Origin of the sequence: Xanthomonas sp. XNM01, from assembly GCF_014851915.1 — a bacterium.
In the GTDB taxonomy this organism is placed as follows: domain Bacteria; phylum Pseudomonadota; class Gammaproteobacteria; order Xanthomonadales; family Xanthomonadaceae; genus Pseudoxanthomonas.
The window spans coordinates 202,980-219,238 of record NZ_JACVAP010000001.1 but is presented as its reverse complement, the minus strand read 5'-3'; the positions used below and the strand labels follow the sequence as shown (position 1 = coordinate 219,238).

Sequence of the window (16,259 nt, the reverse complement as noted above, 5' to 3'; positions counted from 1 at the left end):
GTCATCGTGTCCGGCGCCCGGGATCCATCCAGCTGGCGCGACCGCCCGCTGCCGGCGCGCGGGGCGCCGGGACGATCCCGACTGCCCGATCCACAGACGTTGGGCGCCCCCGTCCGCGTTGAGACCGGCAGGACAAGGCCTTGCGGGCACCGCCTCGTATCGGCACCTGCCGGTTACGCGATGGCCGGCCACGTCGCGGGCAAGGCACTCAGAGCACTCCAAGAGTTACCAATCTCGGTAACAGATGAAACTTTACGGCGCACCAGGACAGTGCATGAAGTCATGCACTTCACCATTTTGACGCACCCCATTCACGCTTCTTTAATAATCAAGTTTCTGTGGTTAGTATCGATCCGTCCGCCACTCGAAGGCCCCACGCCCCCACAGGCTGACAAGGCCCCACTGGACACGAACAAGCACTTCCACCCCTTTGGAGAGAGCCAGATGAAGTGTCGTACCAGCAAACTGCGTGATGCGATCGTCCTGTCGCTTGCCGTCAGCACCACCACCCTCGCCGGAACCGGCATCGCCCTCGCACAGGACAGTGCGGGCGTTACCCAGCTCGACACCATCAGCGTCACCGGTACCCGCATCAAGAGCCAGACGATGACGGCCACCAGCCCGGTGACCGAGATCAGCGCGGAAGAGTTCAAGCTGACTGGCGCGACCACGGTCGAGGACCTGGTCAACCAGTACCCACAGCTCGACCTGAGCTTCGACAACTTCCAGAACAACCCGTCCACCGGCTACGCCACCGCGTCGCTGCGTGGCCTCGGTGCAGAACGCACGCTGACCCTGGTCAATGGGCGCCGCATGCCGTCCGGTGCGTTCGAAACCACCGACCTGTCGATCATCCCGGCCGCGATGGTCAAGCGCGTCGACGTGCTGACCGGCGGCGCCTCGGCGGTCTACGGCGCCGATGCGGTTGCCGGCGTGGTGAACTTCGTTCTCGACGACGAGTTCGAAGGCGTCAGCGTCAACCTCGGCTATTCGGCCTATCAGCACAAGAACGACAACTCCTACATCCAGGGCCTGATGGACCAGCGGGACTTCACGTACCCGAGCGGCGACTCCGGCTTTGACGGCATTTCGAAGAACGTCGACGTGGCGATCGGCGGAAGCTTCGGCGGAAACGGTCATGCGGTCGCCTGGGCGACCTGGCGCGAGAACGATGCGCTGATGCAAGGCGACCGCGACTACTCCTCGTGCGCCCTGAGCGCCGCCGGTACTGCATGCGGCGGTTCGGGCACGGCCGATCCGGGCAACTTCCTGCTGCCCGGCAGTGTCTGGATGGTCTCCAACGGGAACGGCACGTTCTCACGCGGGCAGAACGTCTACAACTACGCGCCGGTCAACTACTACCAGCGGCCCGATACCCGCTTCACCGCCGGCTTCATGGCCAACTACGAGATCAACGAACACTTCAAGCCCTATGCGGAGGCGATGTTCGTCAACCGCAAGAGCTCGATGCAGATCGCCGAGTCGGGCACCTTCGGTTCCGCCATCACCGTGGCCTGCGACACCGACTACATCGGCAGCCTCTGCGCCGACGCCGGAGTCACCACCGACACCGTGCGCATCGCGATGTACAAGCGCAACGTCGAGGGCGGCCCGCGCATCCAGGATTCGGAAACCGAGACCTACCGGATCGTCGCCGGCCTCCAGGGCGCGATCAACGATGCCTGGTCCTACGACGCGTCCTACACCACCGGTCGCACCAACTGGGTCAACACCGGCCACAACGACTTCCTGTTCAGCCGCATCAACGAGGCGGCCATGGGATGCCCGGCCGGCTCCTTCGCCGGATGCCTGCCGTACGACATCTGGAACGACAACGTCTCGCCGGAAGCGGCCGCTGCGCTGGCGGGCACCAGCTTCCAGATCCGCAACACCGACTATTCGGCGGTCAACGCCTATGTCACCGGTGACCTCGGCTTCAGCCTGCCGTGGGCCAATGGCGAGAACGCCGGCCTGGTGCTCGGTTACGAGCGCCGCACCAACAGCTTCACCCGCCAGTCGGACAGCGATTCGCTGGCTGGCAACTTCGCCGGTGCCGGCGGCGCCGACACCAACCTCGACGCCAGCGTCAGCGTCACCGAGTACTTCCTCGAAGCGGCACTGCCGCTGGTGACCGACCTGGGCGTACTCGACCGCGCGGGCGTGGAACTGGGCTACCGTTCGTCGGACTACAGCACCTCTGGCAAGACCGACACCTTCAAGTTCGGTCTCAGCGCCCAGTTCGCCGAGAACTATCTGTTCCGCGGCAGCTGGAACCGCGCCATCCGTGCCCCGGGCCTGAACGACCTCTACACGCCACAGACGATGGGCCTGTGGGGCGGTGACGACCCGTGCGCTGGTGCCAACCCCGTCGCCAGCCTCGCCGAATGCGCCCGCACCGGCGTGACCGCGGCGCAGTACGGCAACATTCCCAAGAGCCCGGCCGACCAGTACAACCGCTTCCTCGGTGGCGACGCCAATCTCCAGCCGGAAAAGGCCAGCACCTGGACCGTCGGCCTGGCCGCCGAGCCGATCCGCAACCTGAACCTGGCGATCGACTACTTCAACATCCGCATCGAGAACGCGATCACCGAGGTCCCCGCGGCGACGATCATCAACGCCTGCATGGCCTCGGAGCTGATGTGCGACGCGATCCGCCGCGACCCGCTGACCGGCGACCTGTGGTCGGGCACCTCGCAGGACATCGCGACCGCCGGCATGGTCATCAACCCGACGGGCAACAATGGCATCTTCGAGCGTACCGGCGTCGACCTGACCGCCTCGTACGCCTGGGAGGCCGGCCCGGGTCGCTTCACTGCCTCGTTCGCCGGCAGCTACGTGCTGAAGGACTACTACGAGCCGATCGTGGGCGCCAGCACGGTGTCGTACGACTGCGCCGGTCTGATCAACCCGGCGTGCAACACGCCCGAGTGGCGCCACTTCGCCAACCTGCGTTACTCGTTCGACCGCTACAGCGTCGGCCTGCGCTGGCGCTACATCGGCGAACTGGACTACAAGGATGAGCTCACCGGCGAAGGTCTGACCACGGACAAGCTGCTGGAGGGCAACGGCATCGGGGCGCAGAACTATCTGGACCTGACCAGCTCGGTCAGCCTGGGCAGCTTCGCGACGCTGACCTTCGGCGTCAACAACGTGTTCGATCGCGAGCCGCCGATGGTGGGTGGCAGCCTCGTGCTGAACGGCAACTCGGTGGGTGGCTACGACCAGGCCGGTCGTTACATCTTCTCGAGCGTGAGCTTCCGCTTCTGATGGATGCTTGACGGACGACGGCGGCAGGAACTCCTGCCGCCGTCTTTTTTTCATCGCGTGATTCGGTGCCGGTGTTCTCCGGTGTCCAGTCGGGACCATCGGTTCCGCATCGCAAGACGCATCGACGGCGCACGTTCCCGCAGCACATGCGCCGGCGGACGACGACGACCGGCCTACTGCTGCCGTTCGCCCACCGGCTGGCGATCGAATTCACGCATCTGCCGCTCGGTTGCCAGCTCGATCTCCCGCCACTGCTCGCGGGTATGGCAGACCCGCTTCCGGAAGCGGCTACCGGTTACTTCCGTGGCCTTGCACACTTTTTCATTGCCGTCCTCCTTCGGGGCTTCCGCCGCGGGCTCCACGGCGGCAGCGTCGCTGACGGTTGGCGCCGGCTGCTGACCGGATGACTGCGCCGATACCGGGGCAATGGCGAGAAAAAGCAGGACGGCGGTACAGGACATACGGAACATCATCGATCTCCTCGTCGGTTGGCTGATGACACGATGGGCCGCGAACGGCATGACGTCACCCGCGTCCACTGTGGACCGCGGGCTGCATGTCGAACGCGATGGTCAGGCGTGGCTCCGCATCCTCGAAGGGAACCGTGCCATGCCACATGTAGGAGGGGAACACGACCAGGCGCCCGGGAACGGGCCGCAACACCCGCCTCGGCGTGAGGTCCAGCCCCAGGTCTTCCAGCGGCTGGCCGAACTGGATCCAGCCGGCCTGGCTTCCCGGCGCCGGCACCCTGACCGACTGCGGCAGTGATACGTAGAACGCCGAGCTCAACCAGCCCTCGTTGTGGATATGGCTCGAGTGACGGCCCGACGAGGTCAGGCGTACCGACCAGGAGCCGACGAACCGGATGCCGTCCTGTCGCCGGGCCCGGAACGGATGCGAGGCATCGACCGGCATCCGCGCCAGCCACCCTTCCACCGCCGTCCGCAGCGCCTGCTCGGCGTCTGCCAGCGGGCGGTCGTCGCGTCCGAACAGCCTGCCCGTCGTCTGTGTGCCCTGTCGCACACTCTGGCTGATCGGCTCGCGCGCGGCGAAGTGCAGGCACTCGAGCGTTCCTGCAAGTTCGGCGAGGAAATCGGCCATCGAGGTGGTCCCCGGTGGTGGCTCGATATCGAGTTCACCGATCAGGTTGTCGTAGTCCAGCAGCCAGTCCTCGCGCGCGTCGCCCAGCAGGCGCCATGCGGTGCCCAGATTGGCCCAGGCCTCCTGGTCGCCAGGGGCCAGACCGACGGCACGGGTAGCATGGACCTGCGCCTGCGCGTGGTCTCCGATACGGAATGCATGCCGCGTGCGCGCATTGAGGAACGCGCTGCTGCCTTCCAGGAGGCGATGCACATGCGCGTACACGCGGCCGGCTTCGTTGTGCCTGCCCAGCGCGTCCAGCGCTTCGGCCGCGAACCAGTCGAGCACGGGATCGCCGGCAAAGGTGGCGCGCATCGATGCCAGTGCGGTCAGCGCCTGTTGCGGCCGCCTGGTTTCCAGCAACATGCGTACCAGCCCATGCGCCATTTCGCGATGCTGCGGATGCGCTGCGACACTCCGTACGAACATCGCGAGCGGATCGCCGCATTCACCCAACGCGTCTCCGTGCTCCCACAACAGATGCGTCAGCGTCACCAGCCCGGGGACATAGGCCGGTGCCGCATCGACCAGAGCACGTGCGCCATCGAGCGCTTCAGCCGGCCGGCCGGCATCGAGCAGCAGGCCGTTGATCGCATCGAGCAGCTCCGGCCCTGTATGGCCCAGGTCCGCCGCACGGCGCATGCAGACCAACGCTTCGGCGATCCGCCCGAGCAGGCGCAGGACCGCGCCCAGGTTGATCCAGGCCGAGGGCTGGTCCGGCTGCAGCTGGGTGAGACGGCGGAACGCCGCCTCGGCAGCCTCCAGGTCACCCAGCGCCCGCAACGCGCTGCCCAGCCCGTGCCAGGCTACGGCGAGATCAGGCTGGAACCCGATGGCGCGCTCGAAGGCCGTCCGCGCGCGGGCGTGGTCGCCGAGCTGCAGCGCCGCCAGACCATACTGCAGCGCGGCCTGGGCCGATGCAGGAACGGCGGCGAGCACCTCCAGCGCCTCCCCGCCGCGCCCCTGCCGGATCAGCCACGCGGACACATTAGCGGCGATCACCTGACTTTCCGGCGCCAGCGACAGCGCACGCCGGAACGCCTGCTCCGCACGCTCGGGTTGACCATTATCGGACAGCACCATGCCGAGCAGCTGCTGCGCATCGGCCGCATCCGGCGCCTCCCGGACCAGACGCTCGGCCTCGTCGAGCGCACGCGCGGCCTGTCCGGCCTGCAGCAGGTGCATCGCTGCCCGAAAGCGCCCGGCCTGGCGTGCGTCGAGCGCGTGGTTCGGCACGCCCATCAGTGCACACGCCTGACGCGCAGGCCGACTCCCGCCGCAGTCACCAGTTGGTAACCGCCAAGTGCAGCCTTGCGGACGGTGATGAGATCGCCTTCGGCCAGGTGGCCCTGGCTGCTTCCATCGAGCACCCGCCAGGACTGTCCATTCGCCAGTTCCACCAACCGTCCACCAGGACCATGGTCGACCCGCGCGACCCGCGCTTCGATCCGGTCGGGATCGACATCGGCCGCAGGCTGCCCGGGATTGCGCAGCGCCGGGCCGGGCTCCTTCTGCCCGAATGCCCGGGCGGCCTGCTCCCTCGCCGCGGCCTGCACATCGCCGGTCGGCGGAAACGCCGCGTCATAGCAGGCCAGGCGCTCGGCCGGCAGCAGCGTCGCCGCGCACGGGTGCGTCGCGGCAGCCGCCGGCAGCCACGCCATCGATGCCGCCATCGATACGATCCACCATCGCTTCGAATTCATCGTCCCCTCCTGATCCAGCCCGCGCCCGCATCGGACGTCATCGTCCGTCGCCTGATTCACGTCCCTCGCGATACTCGCGCATCGCGCTGGCAAGCGTCTCGACCATCGCCCGCTCTTCCAGCGACAGCAATGGATTCCACACATCGAAGATCAGCACCACGCGCAGTGCGTCGCTGTCATTGCGCGCCTCGTGTTCGATCGTATCGTCGAACACCATCACCCGACCTTCCTGCCAGCTGCGCCTGTCATTCCCGACACGCAGCGTACAGCCGTTCGGCACCACCAGCGGAAGGTGCGCAACCAGGCGCGCATTGGTCTCGCCGGTGTGCGGCGGGATATGCGTGCGCGGCGCCAGCGCAGAGAACATGGCATTCGGGCACAGCCCCGCGATGCGGACCGCGTCCAGACCCGCCAGCGCCTCGGCCGTGGCCGGGCAGCGAGCCAGATTGTCCTGGACCGGCTCACCGTGCGCCCACAGATGGAACGAGCTCCAGTTCCGCGAATGGTTCAGCGCCGTCCACTGGTTGACCGGATCGCCCGGCCGATAGGCGATGTAGGGTACGAACGCGTCGAAGCGCTCGGCGACCAGGCACGCCAGTTCGGCCCGGATATCGGTGGTCCTGGCCTCCAGCGAGGGAATCCAGGGAAACAGCGCCGGGTCGTAGAACGTCAGCGCTGGCAATCGTGGTATGTGCAACTGGTTGCACTCGGAGCGGTAGGGTCGGCTCCTGCCGGAGAGGATCGACACCGCCTCGGCCCAGCGACCATCGAGCGCAGCCTCGACGCCAGTCCTCTCATTCGCCAGGCGCCCGTGCAGATAGTCGAACAGGTCATCCGTGTCACGTCGCACCACATCGGACGCGTGCGCCAGCCGGCGCCGCAGCGCCGGCGGCCAGTGCGGCTCGGCAGGTGCCACCCGAAGCGCATCGCGGAACACCGAGGCAGCCACCGCGCTGCCGCGCACCCGTTCCAGGCATTCCGCCTTGGCCAGCAGCGCCGGCAGGAAGTACGGATCGGCCGCCAGCGCCGCCATGATCGCCTCCCACTCAAGTGCATCCTCGCCACGGTCACGATGTACGACACCGATTGTCAGCAGCAGCATCGGATCGCTGGGCGCTCCTCGCCGCGCCGCATGCAGCAACTCAAGCGCAGCGGCATGATCGCCGCGTCGATAGGCGTGCACACCCAGGCTGTAGAGCGCCTGCGTGTTGTCCGGTTCCCGTGCCCGCACCTGTCCCCACAGGTGCTCGGCCTCACTCCAGCGTCCTCCGGCGACAGCCGCGGCTGCCGCCGAAACCAGCGTCTCGACCCGATCGTCCACGAGCATTCCCCTACTCGGACTTGCGTGGCCTCCCGGATCCGATACTAGGGCACGCCGCGCCCGCGTGCTCGCCCTGTGCTGAAACTCAGCCAGGACCCCGCAGCCAGCCAGTGACCGAAAGCCGTGCATGCTCGACGAACGGGGCGACCGCGGTCACCAGGTGCGGCTGCGGCACGCGGAACAGGGTCAGGGTGTTGAAGGCCGGGACGAGGCTGTGTTCGACCCGTCCGTCAGCGGCCAGGAACTGCAGCTGTCCACCGGCGTCGGCGTTCCAGTCGCGGGTCATGCCGAGCACATACGCGGCGAGCCGGTGTTTTCCCTCGGCCGCGTCGTCGTGCAGGGTCAGGAAGTGGCCACGCCGGTAGCGGGTCAGTTGCCCATCGCCATGGGCGATGTGCGGCAGGCCGGTGATCTGGCGTGCCAGCGCGATGAGCGGCCCCTGCCGGAGCAGGCCACGCATGCGCGCCAGCACGGGATCGGCGGCCCCGTGGTCGTCCTCGACCTGGTCGGGGTCGTACAGCGGCTGGCGTTCGTAGAGATACTGGAATCCGCCGCGGGCCTCGGCGAACACCAGCGCGTCCAATGCCTGCCGTCCCTCGGGCGGCAACTGGTCGAAAGCCGCTGCATCGAATCGCCGATGCTGTCCGCCCGCGCGGGTCACCAGGCTCCAGCGCATCCATCCGCTCAGGGTCCGGTGCAGCGCATCGGCGAATGCGGGCACGAACAGGTCGCGGACCACCACGCGCCCCTGCTCGCGGAACTCGCTGGAAAGCTGTGCGATGTCGCTGCGCGGCGCGAGCAGCGCCGCATCGTCCAGCGCCGCCGCGCCGGCCGTGGCCTCGCTCAAGCACCGCCCCGCATCGCCAGTTCCACCGCGACGATCGCCAGCAGGGCCGGCAGCGCCTGGATGAAGAAGATCCGCAGGTTGACGCTCCACGCGCCGTAGCAGCCCGCGACGACCACGCAGCCGAGGAAGAACAGCAGCACCGGCCACTGCTGGGTCGCCGCACCCCAGAACAGGCCGGCAGCGAGAAATCCGTTGTACAGGCCCTGGTTGGCGGCGAGCACACGCGTGGCGCGGGCGCGTTCGGGGGTATTGCGGAACGCGCGCAACCCGGCCGGTCGGGTCCACAGGAACATCTCCAGCACCAGGATCCAGACATGCAGCAGGCCGACGGCCACGGCCAGGGACAGGGCAAGCACGGTCATCGCATCTCCTTGCGGCCGACGGGCACGGTGTTGGATCGCCAAGCTTAGAGCCTGCGACGGCACTGCGTACACGTCCATCCCGGCATGCCGACCAACGGCATGTCCGCTGGAACGCATGCGCTGGCCTGCCGCGTCACCGCACGGATGCAAGCGGTGACGGAACACGGCGTGCGCCTGGCGGGACCGCGTCGGGAACGTACCGGCTGCGCCGGCACCCAGCGCCGGTGCACCCCGGCGGTTCACGCGACAGGCAAGGCAGCCCGCTCAGCCGTTTCCGCCTGCTGTCTGCCGTGCATGCCAGGCCTGGAGGACACCGCGCTCCCGGGCTTCGGACAGCCCCGCCTGGAGCGTCGCACGACGTGCCTCCGGCAGCGCGTTCCACCAGGTCAGCGTGTCGCGCGCGGTGTCGTGCAACGGGCGACACCGCAGGCCGGCCGCCTGCGCGCGGGCGGTACTGCGCCGGCCCCAGCCGGCGTTCTCGCCCGCCGCCGGCATCCACACCGGCAGGTCGCTCCACGGCGACACGCCCTGCGCCTTGAGGAAGTCCGCGGGCACCCAGGTCACCGGCGTGTCCGGCGGCAGGCAGGGCGCGCGGATGCAGCGCAGGCCGCTGGCCTCGCCGGCCGCCTGCAGGCTGGCGTCGAGCAGCCCGCCCATCGTCAGCGTGCCCGGCGGCGCGTCGGCGTTGAAGGTGCCGGCCACGTCCTGTTCGATCAGACGTAGCAGAAAGGCGGCCAGGTCGCGGACGTCGATGCACTGGATCGGATCATCCGGCGCGCCGGGAGCGAGCACCTCACCTCCCCGCGCGGCGCGCACCGGCCAGTAGGTGAAGCGGTCGGTGGTGTCGCCAGGACCCACGATCAGGCCGGGGCGGACCACGATGCTGCGCCCGGGCAGCGCCTGTTCGGCGGCCTGCTCGCACAGGGCCTTCAACGGGCCATAGTTTTCGCCGGTGATTTCGGTGGCCGTTTCGGCACCGGCCAGCACCGCCACCGGCGCGGTCTCGTCGGCACCGGGCGTGGCGTGGTCGGCGTAGGCCGAGATCGAGGAAATCAGCATGTAGCGGCCGACCCGTGACGCCAGCAGGCCGGCGCTGCGCCGCACATCGGCCGGGAAATAGGCGGATGTGTCGAGCACCGCGTCCCAACGCCGATCGCCCTCCAGCGCGGACAGATCGCTGCGGCGGTCGCCACGCAGCTGCTCGAGGCCGCTGTACTGCTGGCCGTCGAAGCGCGTCGGATTGCGCTTGCCGCGGTTGAACAGGGTGAGACGGTGCCCGGCCGCCAGCGCGGCATCGACGAAGTGCGGCCCGAGGAATCCGCTGCCGCCAAGGACCAGGATCGTCAGCGGCCGGGGCGCTGCCCGCAACCGACCGGGAATGGCCAGCGCGGCGGCGAGCGCGGCACCGCCGAGGATGAAATCGCGTCGTGTCGCCATGCCCTGCACCTGCCCTGGTGGGAACGGCGCGATGGTGGCACCGGCGCGGACGGCGCCCATCGGCCGGAAGTCATGGCGACCACCGGCATGCGGCGGCTCAGCGGTGGCCGCTGGCAACTGGCGATTCCGTGGCCGCCGGGCCGTCCGACAATGCGCGCTGCGCGCGGATCACCCGCCAGATGCTGGCGGCCATGCCGCCGGCCACGCCGATGCCGACCAGGAACACGATGTGCGAACCGAAACCCGACAGGGCCTTGTGCAGCCACACGAAGCTGAGGTCGCCACCGCGGTAGACCATGGTGTCGATCACCGCCTTGGCCTTGTAGCGGGCCTCGCGGTCGACCCGGGTGTAGATGGTTTCGCGCGCCGGCTTGGCCAGCGAGAACTCGCAGGAACGCGTCATCACCTGCACCACCCAGATCAGGGCCGGCAGCGGCGAAGCGGCCAGGATCGAAAAGCCCAGCAGGATCAGGCCGGCCGGCACCAGCAGCAGCGGTGCGATGCCGTAGCGGCGCAGCAGCCAGCGGGTCAGGAACAGCTGCACGACGATGGTCAGCAGGTTGATCGCCAGATCGAGGTTGGCGTAGTAGGCGGTGCGGGTCGCATCGTCGAGCAGGCGCCGGGCGATGGCCGCCTGCTCGTTGTACAGCAGGGTGCCGACGCCGACCGCGAAGAACATCAGCGCGGCCAGCGCGCGCAGCAACGGGTCCTTCCAGACCAGGCGCAGGCCGGCCAGCACCGAACCGCCCATCGCCTCCTCGCCGCTGCGCTCGCGGTGCGCGCGCTCGCGCGCCATCGCGAACCGGCGCAGCTGCACGATGCACAGCACGCAGACCAGCAGGAAGCCGGCCGAGACCAGCAGCAGGTTGGCCACGCCGATGCGCTCGACCAGCAGCCCGGTGATGGTCGGCCCGGTCAGCGCGCCGATGGTGCCGCCGGCGCCGATGTAGCCATAGACCTTCTTCGCGCCCTCGTTGTCGAAGACGTCGGCCATGTAGCTCCAGAACACGCTCACCGCGAACAGGTTGAACACCGCCACCCAGATGAAGAACGCGGCGCCGCGGCCCGGCAGCGCATGGGTGAACGCCCAGTAGAAAAAGCCCAGGCAGGCGATGAACGCCAGATACAGCACCGGCAGGAACACACGCCGGGGAAAGCGCGATACCAGCGCCCCATATGCCGGCTGCAGCAGCACCATGCAGATGAAGGTGCCGGTGAACAGCGCTTGCAGGGTGAACTCGCCCAAGGCGATGCCACGCGCCTGGGTCCAGGCGATGGCCGCCTGCGGAAACACCGCCGCCACGTCGGCCGACGCGCCCATCGCGTCGCGGACCGGACGCAGCACGTAATAGCCGGTCAGCAGGCAGAAGAAGTACAGCAGCGACCACCACAGCGCGGGCGAATCCACGCCCAGCGATGCGAGCGTCTGCCGGAAATCGCCGGGTCGTGGGCCGGAGGGCGCGGGATCGGACATCGGGGGAACGGCCTGTGGGAAGCGTCATGCGGCACCAGCCCGGCCGCCACGCGCGCACGGTATCCGATGCACTGCAACATCGCCAGCGCCTTCACCGCATGCGGGCGCCATGTCACGCCCGGCAGCGATGCGGCTGCCGGTTCACCTTCGCTGGACCGCCGTTGCGCTATCCATGGGGCATTCCCGCACCGAGGCATCGCCATGTCCGCCAAACCACGGTTCAAGGAGTACGACCATCCCGCAGGCGGCTGGGGGTCGGTGCATTCGCTGCTGCGCTTCGGCGGCCATCCCAGCGTCCCCACCGCCGAGGCGATGGAGCAGCTGGGGCGGCAGAACAAGGCGGACGGCTTCATGTGCGTCAGCTGCGCCTGGGCCAAGCCGCGCGACCCGCACCGGTTCGAGTTTTGCGAGAACGGCGCCAAGGCCACGTTCTGGGAACTGGACCGCAACCGCGTCGATGCCGGCTTCTTCGCCGGGCACACGGTGTCCGACCTGCTGCAGTGGGCCGACCACGACCTGGAACGCCAGGGCCGGCTGACCGAGCCGATGCGCTACGACCACGGCAGCGACTGTTACGTGCCGATCGGCTGGGACGAGGCGTTCGCCCTGATCGGGCGCGAGCTGCGGGCACTGGAGCCGGACAGCGCGGTGTTCTATGCCTCCGGCCGCGCCTCGCTGGAAACCTCGTACATGTACGCATTGCTGGCACGCCTGTACGGCACCAACAACCTGCCCGACAGCTCCAATATGTGCCACGAGAGCACCTCGGTGGGGCTGCCGCGCAGCATCGGCGTGCCGGTCGGCACGGTGCTGCTGGAGGACTTCGAGAAGACGGACTGCATCCTCGCCTTCGGCCAGAACGTGGGCACCAACAGCCCGCGCATGCTGCACCAGCTGCAGGAGGCCAGCCGGCGCGAGGTGCCGATCCTGGTCTTCAATCCCCTGCGCGAACGCGGCTGGGAACGCTTCACCAATCCGCAGGAGCCCGGACAGATGCTGACCGGCGGCTCGACCCGGATCGGCAGCGCGTACTACCAGATGCGCGCCGGTGGTGACATCGCCGTGGTCCAGGGAATGTGCAAGGCACTGCTGGAACTGGACGAGGCGGCCCAGCGCGCCGGCGCGCCGCGGGTGCTGGACATCGCGTTCATCCAGACCCATACCAGCGGCTTCGACGCCTTCGCCGCCTCGGTACGCGACACCGCGTGGGGCGACATCGAGCGCGTGTCCGGAATGGCGCGCGCCGACATCGTCGCCGCCGCCGAGGTCTATGCACGCGCCGAATCGACCATCCTCGTCTACGGCATGGGCATCACCCAGCACCGCCACGGCGTGGACAGCGTGCGCATGCTGTGCAACCTGCTGCTGATGCGCGGCAACATCGGCCGGCCCGGCGCCGGCATCTGCCCGGTGCGCGGCCACTCCAACGTGCAGGGCCAGCGCACCGTCGGCATCAGCGAGAAGCCCGAGCTGGTTCCGCTGGACCGGCTGGCGCAGCAGTACGCCTTCCTGCCGCCACGCACCAAGGGGCTGGACACCGTCGGCACCGTGGCCGGCGTGCTCGACGGCTCGGTGCGCGCGTTCATCGGCCTGGGCGGCAATTTCGTCCGCGCCGCGCCGGAGACCGCGCGGCTGGAGAACGCCTGGCGCCGGCTGCGCCTGAGCGTGCAGGTGGCGACCAAGCTCAACCGCAGTCATCTGGTCTGCGGCGAGGTGACGCTGCTGCTGCCCTGCCTGGGCCGGCTGGAGCGCGACACGCAGGCCAGCGGCGACCAGACCGTGACCACCGAAGACTCGACCACCTGCATCCATGCCTCGTTCGGCACGCATGATCCGGCCGCCGATACGCTGCTGTCCGAGCCGGCCATCGTCGCCGGCATCGCCCGCGCCACGCTCCCCGACAACCCCAACATTCCCTGGCAGGCCTGGGTCGACGACTATGCGCGCGTGCGCGACGCGATCGAGGCGACCTATCCCGATCAATTCCGCGATTTCAACGCGCGCCTGAAGACGCCCGGCGGCTTCCCGCGCCCGGTGGCCGCACGCGAACGCCGCTGGGAGACCGACAGCGGCAAGGCCGGGTTCATGGTGCCGACCACGCTGGATGCGAGTGGCATCGACGAGGCGCCCGAACGGCTGCGCCTGGTGACCGTACGCAGCAACGACCAGTTCAACACCACCATCTACGGCTACCGCGACCGCTTCCGTGGCATCGACGGCACGCGCCGGGTGGTCATGCTGTGCGACGAGGACATGCGCCGGCTGGGCCTGACGGAAGGCGAGCTGGTCGATCTGGTCGGCGACTACGACGACGGTGTCGAACGCGCGGTCGGCGGCCTGCGCGTGACCCGCATGGACCTGCCGCCCGGCTGCATCGCCGGCTACTACCCCGAGTGCAACCCACTGCTGGCCAACGCCCACCATGCGATCGACAGCCACGTCCCGGCCGGCAAGAGCATCCCGGTGCGCATCCGGCGCGGGCAGCAGGCGCCGGTCCCCGCGGGGCCGTCACCGGTGGAGAGCGATCACTGACCGAGCGGGCGCCGGTGCCGGCGATCGGTGGGATCGCCTCGTGCATCAGCATGCCGGCCCGGCTTGCCGGAGAGGTTCTGGAGCGGGTCCCGGGATGTGGACGCGATTGACTGCGTTCTGCGGACCCGCGGTCGCGGTGCGTACGGGATCCCGTCGTGGTGCAGGTGGAGACGTGGCAGCGGCAGGCCCCGCTCCCGCCCGCAGCGTCGTTACTGGAACGTCCGGCCGCAGATCGCGCCCATGCCGCACCCGGGAACCGCAGCCAGCGCCGCAGTCGCACCGATTCCCGCGACACGGAGCCGCGCGCGACGCCCGGATCAGTCGACGACGGGATGACGCGCCAGCGCGCGCGAGCCGGTGATGATCATCCGCAGCATCTGCGAGATCTGCTCGATCAGTTCCGGATCCTTCTCCGGCGGCAGGTCCATCGCCGCGGCGCCCATCGAGAACACCGTGCGCGTGATCGCCTTGGACACCAGCGCCGGCTCGTACAGCGGCGCGTTGGCGGCCGCGGCCAGGCGCACCAGGTCGACCTTCAGCTCATCCTCGAAATAGGTCAGCTCGCGTTCGACCGCCTGCTTGAACGCGTCCGAACCGACCGCGCCCTCGCGCAGCAGCACGTGCAGCATCTTGTGGTCCGCGCGCAGCTGCTCCATGAACGTCTCCACCGACAGGCGGATCACGCTGCGCTCGCTGCTGGCCGCACGCTGGCGGGCCTGGCCGATGATCCGCCGCAGCGAACTGCCGGCCAGGTCGATCAGGGCGATGGCCAGCTCGTCCATGTCGCGGAACTGGCGGTAGAAGCTGTTCGGCGCGATGCCGGCCTCGCGGGCGACCTCGCGCAGGCTCAGCGAGGACACGCTGCGGTGCGGGCCGAGCAGCCGCAGGGCGGCCAGCAGCAGGTCCTCGCGCGAGATCGAGGCCTTGCGGACGGGGGTTTCCGTCGCGTCGGCACTGGGCTGGAGGTCGGCTAGGGGCTGCAAGGCAGGGGTTCGCTTCGGAGGATCCGGCTTAATGATAGCGGCGATCAAAATATACAGTTGTATACACACCTGTTTATGCGCCTGTATAGTCGGCACCGATGAGCGCCCTCCCCGCCCCGCCCGCCTCCCGTCCCGGCCGCCTGCGCCGCCTGATCGGCCCGTTGGTCACCCCGGTCGTGTTCGATTACTGGGCCTCGCGCGTGCATCCGCTCTGGCGCTGGGACCGGCCGCTGGCCCGGGTGGTGGAAAAGCACCCCGCCTCGGCGGATGCGGTCACCCTGGTGCTGCAGCCCAACCGCCACTGGCAGGGCGTCCAGGCGGGCCAGCACGTGCTGGTCGGTGCCGAGATCGACGGTGCGCTGGTGCGCCGCAGCTACAGCCCGAGCGCCACCGACCGGGCCGGCCGCGTGTCGATCACGGTCAGGCGCATCGCCGGTGGCAGGCTGAGCACCCATCTGGCCGAGCGCACGCAGGTCGGCGACCTGCTGGACATCGGTCCGGCCTTCGGTGCGATGCTGCTGCCGTCCGCGTCGACGCCCTGCCTGTTCCTGGCGGCCGGCAGCGGGATCACGCCGCTGATGGCGCTGATCCGCGCGCGTGCCGCCCAGGGCATGTCCGCACCGGTCACCCTGCTGTACTGGGCGCGCAGGCGCGAGGAGCTGTGCTTCGTCGCCGAGCTGCGCGCACTGGCCGCGCAGCATGCCGGCTTCACGGTGCGCTTCGTCCTGACCGGCGAGGCCGCCACCGCGGACGACGAGGCCGACGGCCGCATCGATGCCGCGCAGCTGGCCGCCCTCGGCCCGCTGCAGACGCACTGCGCCTATGCCTGCGGCCCGTCGGGCTTCACCGCCGCCGCGGCGACGCTGCTGGACGGACAGGTCGCGCGTTTCATGAGCGAAGCCTTCACTCCACCGGCGCGCGACGACCGCACCGACGGCAGCGTGCAGGTGACGCTGGCCGGCAGCGGCCGGCACCTGACCCTGCCCCGCGGCGTGAACCTGCTCGAGGCACTCGAAGCGCAGGGCCTCAAGCCCGCACATGGCTGCCGCATGGGCCTGTGCAACACCTGCGCCTGCGGCAAGGCCAGCGGACGCACCCGCGACCTGTCCACCGGCGCGCTGCACGACGAACCGACCGCCGCGCTCAAGCTGTGCGTCAGCAGCGCGGTCTCCGACCTGGTCCTGGATCTCTGA

12 protein-coding genes are annotated in these 16,259 nt (G+C 69.1%); 3 read left to right on the top strand and 9 right to left on the bottom strand.

Annotated features, from left to right (window positions below; all coding sequences use genetic code 11):
- The first annotated feature begins 444 nt into the window (after positions 1-444).
- Positions 445-3,267: a TonB-dependent receptor gene (locus IB242_RS00985; protein ID WP_192275331.1), complete on the top strand. Its 2,823-nt coding sequence runs from the start codon at positions 445-447 to the stop codon at positions 3,265-3,267.
- A gap of 173 nt (positions 3,268-3,440) precedes the next feature.
- Here IB242_RS00985 and IB242_RS00980 read toward each other — a convergent pair whose 3' ends face one another.
- The 8 genes from IB242_RS00980 to IB242_RS00945 form a co-directional block, all read right to left on the bottom strand.
- Positions 3,441-3,737, bottom strand: a complete 297-nt coding sequence (locus IB242_RS00980) for a hypothetical protein (protein ID WP_192275330.1) — start codon at positions 3,735-3,737, stop codon at positions 3,441-3,443.
- Positions 3,738-3,792: 55 nt separating this feature from the next.
- Positions 3,793-5,649 (bottom strand): tetratricopeptide repeat protein, encoded by a 1,857-nt coding sequence (locus IB242_RS00975; RefSeq protein WP_192275329.1) that lies wholly within the window; start codon positions 5,647-5,649, stop codon positions 3,793-3,795.
- Positions 5,649-6,170 (bottom strand): hypothetical protein, encoded by a 522-nt coding sequence (locus tag IB242_RS00970; protein ID WP_192275328.1) that lies wholly within the window; start codon positions 6,168-6,170, stop codon positions 5,649-5,651. The genes IB242_RS00975 and IB242_RS00970 overlap by 1 nt, the downstream gene beginning before the upstream one ends.
- Entirely contained in the window at positions 6,148-7,437 is a 1,290-nt protein-coding gene (locus IB242_RS00965) for an aspartyl/asparaginyl beta-hydroxylase domain-containing protein (protein WP_192275327.1), read from the bottom strand. The genes IB242_RS00970 and IB242_RS00965 overlap by 23 nt, the downstream gene beginning before the upstream one ends.
- 79 nt (positions 7,438-7,516) lie before the next feature.
- Complete coding sequence (locus tag IB242_RS00960) at positions 7,517-8,278, bottom strand: 2OG-Fe(II) oxygenase family protein (RefSeq protein WP_225539936.1); 762 nt, start codon at positions 8,276-8,278, stop codon at positions 7,517-7,519.
- Positions 8,275-8,640 carry a DUF1304 domain-containing protein gene (locus IB242_RS00955; protein ID WP_192275326.1) on the bottom strand — a complete coding sequence of 122 codons (366 nt, stop codon included), beginning with the start codon at positions 8,638-8,640 and terminating at the stop codon, positions 8,275-8,277. Before IB242_RS00955 ends, IB242_RS00960 begins: the two co-directional genes overlap by 4 nt.
- A 264-nt stretch (positions 8,641-8,904) precedes the next feature.
- A complete protein-coding gene (locus tag IB242_RS00950; RefSeq protein WP_192275325.1) occupies positions 8,905-10,077 on the bottom strand; it encodes an NAD-dependent epimerase/dehydratase family protein in 1,173 nt (390 codons plus the stop codon).
- A gap of 97 nt (positions 10,078-10,174) precedes the next feature.
- Positions 10,175-11,551, bottom strand: coding sequence for an MFS transporter (locus IB242_RS00945; protein WP_192275324.1), 1,377 nt, complete (start codon positions 11,549-11,551; stop codon positions 10,175-10,177).
- A gap of 201 nt (positions 11,552-11,752) precedes the next feature.
- On the opposite strand from IB242_RS00945, the gene IB242_RS00940 reads away from it, so the two are divergent.
- The gene (locus IB242_RS00940; protein WP_192275323.1) at positions 11,753-14,083 is read left to right on the top strand and encodes an FdhF/YdeP family oxidoreductase; all 2,331 of its coding nucleotides are present in this window, start codon (positions 11,753-11,755) and stop codon (positions 14,081-14,083) included.
- Between the two features lie 317 nt (positions 14,084-14,400).
- Here the strand turns inward: IB242_RS00940 and fabR are convergent, their stop codons facing one another.
- Positions 14,401-15,066 (bottom strand): HTH-type transcriptional repressor FabR, encoded by a 666-nt coding sequence (gene fabR / locus IB242_RS00935; protein ID WP_192275322.1) that lies wholly within the window; start codon positions 15,064-15,066, stop codon positions 14,401-14,403.
- 98 nt (positions 15,067-15,164) lie between these two features.
- Between fabR and IB242_RS00930 the strand changes: the two genes are divergently transcribed.
- On the top strand, positions 15,165-16,259 hold the full coding sequence (locus tag IB242_RS00930; protein WP_192275321.1) for a ferredoxin reductase: 1,095 nt from the start codon (positions 15,165-15,167) through the stop codon (positions 16,257-16,259).

Bases quoted from the DNA above. Each gene is read 5' to 3' on its own strand.
- IB242_RS00985 (WP_192275331.1), top strand. From the start codon at position 445: ATGAAGTGTCGTACCAGCAAACTGCGTGATGCGATCGTCCTGTCGCTT.
- IB242_RS00980 (WP_192275330.1), bottom strand. From the start codon at position 3,737: ATGTTCCGTATGTCCTGTACCGCCGTCCTGCTTTTTCTCGCCATTGCC.
- IB242_RS00975 (WP_192275329.1), bottom strand. From the start codon at position 5,649: ATGGGCGTGCCGAACCACGCGCTCGACGCACGCCAGGCCGGGCGCTTT.
- IB242_RS00965 (WP_192275327.1), bottom strand. From the start codon at position 7,437: ATGCTCGTGGACGATCGGGTCGAGACGCTGGTTTCGGCGGCAGCCGCG.
- IB242_RS00955 (WP_192275326.1), bottom strand. From the start codon at position 8,640: ATGACCGTGCTTGCCCTGTCCCTGGCCGTGGCCGTCGGCCTGCTGCAT.
- IB242_RS00950 (WP_192275325.1), bottom strand. From the start codon at position 10,077: ATGGCGACACGACGCGATTTCATCCTCGGCGGTGCCGCGCTCGCCGCC.
- IB242_RS00945 (WP_192275324.1), bottom strand. From the start codon at position 11,551: ATGTCCGATCCCGCGCCCTCCGGCCCACGACCCGGCGATTTCCGGCAG.
- IB242_RS00940 (WP_192275323.1), top strand. From the start codon at position 11,753: ATGTCCGCCAAACCACGGTTCAAGGAGTACGACCATCCCGCAGGCGGC.
- IB242_RS00930 (WP_192275321.1), top strand. From the start codon at position 15,165: ATGAGCGCCCTCCCCGCCCCGCCCGCCTCCCGTCCCGGCCGCCTGCGC.